The sequence below is a fragment of the Frateuria sp. genome (assembly GCF_035695185.1).
GTDB lineage: Bacteria > Pseudomonadota > Gammaproteobacteria > Xanthomonadales > Rhodanobacteraceae > Frateuria_A.
Window position 1 is genome coordinate 1 of the sequence record NZ_DASSES010000073.1, and the last position, 6,197, is coordinate 6,197.

The 6,197-nt window shown below is 69.7% G+C and carries 5 protein-coding genes; 1 reads left to right on the forward strand and 4 read right to left on the reverse strand.

All coding sequences use genetic code 11. The features are described from left to right. The 3 genes from plsB to VFH59_RS05110 form a co-directional block, all read right to left on the reverse strand. Positions 1-1,576: glycerol-3-phosphate 1-O-acyltransferase PlsB (gene plsB, locus VFH59_RS05100; protein WP_325163805.1), on the reverse strand; the 1,576-nt coding region annotated here is incomplete at its 3' end. Positions 1,577-1,611: 35 nt separating this feature from the next. Further along, complete coding sequence (locus tag VFH59_RS05105) at positions 1,612-2,520, reverse strand: hypothetical protein (RefSeq protein WP_325163806.1); 909 nt, start codon at positions 2,518-2,520, stop codon at positions 1,612-1,614. Positions 2,521-2,831: 311 nt separating this feature from the next. After that, the gene (locus VFH59_RS05110; protein ID WP_325163807.1) at positions 2,832-3,713 is read right to left on the reverse strand and encodes a 5'-nucleotidase, lipoprotein e(P4) family; all 882 of its coding nucleotides are present in this window, start codon (positions 3,711-3,713) and stop codon (positions 2,832-2,834) included. Positions 3,714-3,817: 104 nt separating this feature from the next. On the opposite strand from VFH59_RS05110, the gene VFH59_RS05115 reads away from it, so the two are divergent. After that, on the forward strand, positions 3,818-4,852 hold the full coding sequence (locus tag VFH59_RS05115; protein ID WP_325163808.1) for a hypothetical protein: 1,035 nt from the start codon (positions 3,818-3,820) through the stop codon (positions 4,850-4,852). A gap of 72 nt (positions 4,853-4,924) precedes the next feature. Here VFH59_RS05115 and VFH59_RS05120 read toward each other — a convergent pair. Beyond that, the coding region (locus VFH59_RS05120; protein ID WP_325163809.1) for a 3'-5' exonuclease at positions 4,925-6,197 on the reverse strand (1,273 nt) is incomplete at its 5' end.

The following is a 6,197-nucleotide window of genomic DNA, read 5'->3' on the forward strand; positions in this document are numbered from 1 at the left end:
TGACCTGGATGCGTTCGGCGAGGTCGTCCACCACGCGGCCCAGCCACTCGGGCTTGGCGTCCGGATCGCCGCTGGCGGCGCGCCAGCCGCTGCTGGCCGCGTCCAGCAGCGGGGTCAGCTCGATCGGCTCGCCGAAGTTGAGTGCGACGTGGCCGTAGCGCTGGCGCAGCACCTTGAGGCCCTTGAGCAGGCCGAGCAGCGATTCCTTCTCCTTCGGCTTGCCCGACAGCTCGCCGATGTAGCTCTTGCCCTCCATCAGTTTCTCGTAGCCGATGTAGACCGGCTGGAACAGCACCGGCCGGCGCGGCGCGCGCAGGAACGCGCGCACGGTCATCGCCAGCATGCCCGCGCGCGGCGCCAGCAGCCGCCCGGTGCGCGAGCGGCCGCCTTCGATGAAGTACTCCATCGGCACGCCACGGTCGATCAGCTGCGCCACGTACTCGTTGAACACCACCGAGTACAACGCGTTGCCCTTGAAGCTGCGGCGCAGAAAGAACGCGCCGCCGCGGCGCAGGATCGGCCCGATCACCGGCAGGTTGAGGTTCACGCCCGCGGCGATGTGCGGCACCACCACGCCTGAGACGTGCAGCTGGTAGCTCATCAGCAGGTAGTCGGCATGGCTGCGGTGGCTGGGCACGTAGACCACCTCGAAGCCCGGCGCGGCGGCACGGGCCTTGTCGAAGTGGTGCATGGCGATGCCGTCGTACAGCTTGTTCCAGAAGTTCGACAGCAGGAACGAGGCCGAACGCACCACCGGGTGCGAGTAGTCTGCGGCGATTTCCATCACCAGCTTGTGCGCGCGCCGCCAGGCCTTGGCGTAGGAGATCCGCTCCTTGGCCGCGGTCGCACCGATGGCGGTGCGCACGGGCTCGGCGTTGAGGACCGAGTCCACCACGGTGCGCCGGTGCGAGAGGTCGGGCCCGATCACCGCGGCGCGGATGCGGTGGAAATGCGTACGCAGGACCCGCGCGATCTTGCGCGCGAAACGTTCCGGCCGCGCCTGACCGGCCTCGTCCAGCACCTGGCGCAGCGATACCGGCGCGGAGAAGTGCACCACGGTGTCGCGGCCGTTCAGCAGCAGCGCGAGCAGGCGGCGGAAGCGGCCGACCATCACCCAGTTCTCGGAGAACAGCACGCGGAACCAGCCGCTGTCGCGGCTCGGCGCGCGGCCGACGTAGATCGACACCGGCACGATCTGGATGTCGCGACCCGGGTGGTCCTCCAGCGAACGGACCAGCTGGTCAAGCGTCTCGTAGGGTGCGCGCTGGCGGCTGCGGCCGAACAGCCAGCCGTCGCGCCGCGCCAGCGCGAACACCGAACGCCGGCGGCGGGTGCCGGCCAGCGGCTGCATCGGCGCGGGCAGGCCGGCTTCGCGGCAGGCGCGGTCGAGGATCAGCGCATCGGAAAAGCCGTCGCGCTCGATCACGTAGCACACCGGCGCGCCGGCCTTGAGCAGGCTGGCCGGTTCGGCCGGGTCGCGCCGGATGCGCACCCAGGGTTCGAGCAACTGGCCGGCGAGGCTGAACCACCAGGGCGCGCGGCTGCGGGCGGGAGAATCCGCGGTCATGTTCTGCATTCGGCGGATTGTAGCCGGTGGGCCGGACGAACCGCTCAGTGCGTCATCGCCACCGTGCCGGCGGCTGCCGGGGTGGCCTGTTGCCGGTGCGCCAGGCGCACGCTCTCGAGCAGGTCCTGGTCGTACCAGTGGCCGTTCTGTTGCACCAGTGTCGATTCCATCGACAGTGGCGTGCCCAGCACGCGGTATTCGATGCGCACGCGCGCATACGGCGGGTGGTATTCCAGCGGCACCACGCGCGCCGACCCCAGCGCCTCGTCCAGCGGCAACCCGTAGAGGGCCAGCAGGCGCTCCAGCCCGTGGAAGGCAATGGCATAGCTGCGCATGGCCTGGTCGAAATCCATCCTGCGCAGGCTTTGTGCATCGCGCAGGCCGAGTTCGCGCGCCGTGGCGACCACCACCCCGACCGCCTGGCGCGCCTTTTGCCGGTCGAACCACGGCGCCTGCTGCGCCCACGGTCCGAGTGCGTCGACCAGCGCCACGGCGTGGCGTTTCTGGGTGTCGGTCAGGCGTGGATTCTCCTCGATCGACTTGCTGGCCAGCGCCCGCGCGATGCCGACCAGCAGCGGCAACTGGTCGCCATAGCGGGCCTGCGTTTTGGCCAGCCAGGGCTGCAAACGGCCATCGAGCGTGGCGGTCGCATCCGGGGCGGCCAGTTGCTGCAGCGCGGCGTCGAGGCGCTCGCGCCCGGCCTCGTCCAGCGGCTGCGCGCCGGCATGGGCCTGGCCCCAGTCCTCGCGCAGCATGGCGTAGTCGTGCGGCGGCAACGCATGCTGCCAGAACCCGGCGAAGTCGCCGGCGCGCACCAGGTCGATCGATTGCTGGACGGCAGCTTCGGGCGACGGGTTGGTCGCGGCGCGGGCAGGGGTGTCGTGCGACTGGCAGGCGGCCAGTGCGGACAGGGCGAGCAGCGCCAGCAGGCGCGGAAAAAAGGGCGGGCGCATGAACCTCTCTTGCATGGCGCGGCGTGGGGTCGCCAAGCATCGCGCCGCCGGCGTACGCAGCCTGTCGAACTGGCGGCAAGCCGATGTCTGCTTGCTGGCGCGGCAAAGAAAAACCCCGCGGGCCTGGAGCCGCGCGGGGCAAGTCCGGCCGGGCCGGAAGGGAAATGGCCTTGCCCGCAGTTTGGAGGTCGGCAGGTTTCGGCGGGACAGAGCTTACGCGCCCCGCATATTTAAGGCAATGGGTTTGTTTTACCTTGCAAGTGGTTGATTTTAAGCGCAAGCCGAAAGCGGCTCTTTACACAGGGAGGGGCTCAGTCGACCCGCAAGGCCTCCACCTTGCGCCGGCGGCGTTCTTCCCGCGGCAGCTGCCAGTCGTTGTCGAACAGCGCCGGTTCCCAGTTGCCGTAGGTGGGATTGGGCAGCACGAACCAGCGTTGCCCGATCCAGCCGAGGTAGGGTGCGGCCGCCCGGCTGCGGCCGGCCGGGGTATTGGGCAGCACGTCCAGGAAGTCGGCGAGCTGGTCGCCGAACTGCATCAGCACCCGGTACTGGCGGGCGACCTGCTGGCGCCGGCAACCCTTTTCCGAACCCACCTGCTCGCAGCCTTCGACAAAGGTGCCCAGGCCGAGGAAGGATTGCGGCCCGGCCACCGGCAGGCCAGCCTTGCGCAGGTTCGCCAGGGTGGCCTGGTCCAGGTCGGCCGACCGGTTGGAGATATAGATCACGGCGACGCCGTGCCGGGCCGCGAAGCGGGTGAACTCGACCACGCCGGGTAGGGCCCGGGCCCTGGCTTCCTTGCACCAGGCCGCCCAGTCCGGCTCGTTGAACTCGCCGCCGCTGCGCACCAGCCGCGCCTGGTAGGGTGAGTTGTCCAGTACCGTTTCGTCGATGTCGAGGATCACCGCCGGCTTGAGCCCCTCGGCCGGCACCACGCGGTCGGCCCTGGCCAGGGCGTCCCAGTGCGGGTCGGCCAGGGCCGCGAGCAACCGGGCCTGGGCGTCGCGGTAGGTCTGCAGGTAGATGAGGTCGTGTTCGATCGCAGCCTGCGTCCAGGCCACCGCATTGAGGTTGTCGTCGGCGGGCACGGCGGCCGGGGCGGCGGCGGGGGCGGCGGGTGCCGGCTTCCGGGACGGCTGCGCCGTACAGCCGGCAAGCAGGAGCAGGGCGGCCAGGGCGGGGAGGCGCGGGGTCATCGCTTGGGATCCTTGTGCACGCGAACGGCCCGCCAGTGTACGTCAGGCTGGCAGGCGGGCCGGCCTGCTGCGAGACTGGGGCCCCCTCACCGACGCGGTGGCGCATGGCCCCCAACCCGTCCCTGCTCCGCGAGCCCTCGCGCGCCACCCGGATCGCCAGCTACGTACTGGCGGGCCTGGCGCTGCTGCTGGTGATCGGGCTGCACCTGCTCTCGGCGCTGCTCGCAGGTCTGCTGGTGTACGAGCTGGTGCAGACGATCAGCCCGCTGCTGGAGCGGCGCCTGTCCGGCCGGCGTGCGCGGGTGGTGGTGGTGGCGCTGATCGGCGCGGTGGTGGTGGGGCTGCTGATCCTGCTGGCGCTGGGCGCGATCAGCTTCTTCCACAGCGAGATCGGCAATCCGCAGGACCTGTGGGACAAGCAGCTGATGCCGCTGGTGGAGAAGGCACGCGAGCAGTTGCCGGCCGCCCTGGTCGGCTCGCTCCCCGACAGCGTGGACGAGCTGCGCGTGATGGCTGCCGAGCTGACCCGCAAGCACGCCAGCAGCCTGCAGCTGGCCGGCAAGGACACCGCGCGCGGCTTTGCCCACATCATCATCGGCCTGATCCTGGGTGCGATCGTGGCGCTCAGTCACAGCGCCGGCCCGACCCACCAGGCCGGCCCGCTGGCGGCGGCGCTGGGCGAGCGCTGCAACCGGCTGGCCGCGGCGTTCCACAACATCGTCTTCGCGCAGATCAAAGTCTCGCTGATCAACACCGCGTTCACCGCGATCTTCCTGATCGGCGTGCTGCCGTTGCTGGACATCCACGTGCCGCTGGCCAAGACGCTGGTGGCGGTCACCTTCGTGGTCGGCCTGCTGCCGGTGATCGGCAACCTCATTTCCAACACCGCGGTGACCATCGCCGGCCTGTCGGTCTCGCTCGGCGTGGGTATCGCCGCCCTGATCTTCCTGATCCTGATCCACAAGCTGGAGTATTTCCTCAACGCGCGCATCGTCGGCACGCAGATCCGCTCGCGCGCATGGGAGCTGCTGATCGCCATGCTGACGATGGAGGCGGCCTTCGGGCTGCCCGGCCTGGTGGCCGCGCCGATCTACTACGCCTACCTCAAGAGCGAACTGGAAGGCGAGAACCTGCTGTAGCGCCGTCCCTTGCAGAAGCCCGCTTGCGCAGGCGGAGGATCGCCCGCGACGGTTCCCCACAAGGGCGAATGCCTATTTGCCAGCGAGCATGGCGGCGATTTTCGCCATGTGCGACTCGGCGGTCTCGCGCACGATTTCCTTGTCGGCCTCCGGGTCCTTGCCCTGCCAGTGCAGGTCGGCCTGCGGCAGTTCGTGCAGGAAGCGGCTGGGCTGGTTGGTGTGGATCTCGCCATAGCGCCGGGTGCGCGCGGACCAGGAAAGCGTCAGTAGTTCCTTGGCGCGGGTGATGCCCACGTACATCAGGCGCCGCTCCTCGTCGATGCGGCCCTCGTCAATGGCGCCTTCGTGCGGCAGCGTGCCTTCCTCGCAGCCGACGATGAACACGAAGCGGAACTCCAGGCCCTTGGCCGCGTGCATGGTCATCATGCGCACCGCGTTGCCCGGCTCGTCGCGGTCGGCATGGCTGAGCAGCGCCAACTGCGCGGCCAGGTCGCCGGCGCTGTTGCCCTTCTGCATGGCGCGGAACCAGTCGGCCAGTTCCTGCAGGTTGGCCAGGCGGCGATCGCGCAGCGCGGGGTCGGGCGTGCTGGCGGCGATGTGGGCGGCGTAACCGGTGCGCTTGAGGATGCGCTCGACCAGGTCGGCGGCGCTCTCGTGCAGCGAGGCGCTGCGCAATTCGTCCAGCAGCTCGGAAAAGCCGGCCAGGGCGGCGGCCGGACGCGGCGTGAGCTGGCGCAGCACCGCGTCGCTGCGGGTCGCCTCCAGCAGTGAACAGTGCCTGGACTGGGCGAGCTGGCCGAGCTTCTCCAGCGTGGTGGCGCCGACTTCGCGCTTAGGGCTGTTGACCACACGCAGGAACGCCGCATCGTCGCTGGGATTGGTCAGCAGGCGCAGGTAGCAGAGCAGGTCCTTCACCTCGGCGCGGTCGAGGAAGGACAACGCGCCGGTCAGGTGATACGGAATGCGGGCCAGGCGCAGCGCCTTCTCCAGCGGGCGGGCCTGGAAGTTGCCGCGGTACAGGATGGCGATGTCGTGCCAGCGCGCCTTGTGTTTCTCCGCCAGCGTGGTGGCGATGGCGGCCACCTTTTCGGCCTCGTGCTCGGCGTCCTTGCACTCGAGCACGCGGATCGGCGCGCCCTCGGGGTGCTCGCTCCAGAGCTTCTTCTCGTGCAGGTGCGGGTTGTTGGCGATCAGCTGGTTGGCTGCGCGCAGGATGCGCTTGCCGCAGCGGTAGTTCTGCTCCAGCTTGATCACGCGCAGGTTCGGCCAGTCGCGGCCGAGCTGGTCGATGTTCTCCGGGTTGGCGCCGCGCCAGGCGTAGATCGACTGGTCGTCGTCGCCCACG

Coding starts and splice junctions, on each gene's coding strand:
- VFH59_RS05105 (WP_325163806.1), bottom strand. CDS start 2,520: ATGCGCCCGCCCTTTTTTCCGCGCCTGCTGGCGCTGCTCGCCCTGTCC.
- VFH59_RS05110 (WP_325163807.1), bottom strand. CDS start 3,713: ATGACCCCGCGCCTCCCCGCCCTGGCCGCCCTGCTCCTGCTTGCCGGC.
- VFH59_RS05115 (WP_325163808.1), top strand. CDS start 3,818: ATGGCCCCCAACCCGTCCCTGCTCCGCGAGCCCTCGCGCGCCACCCGG.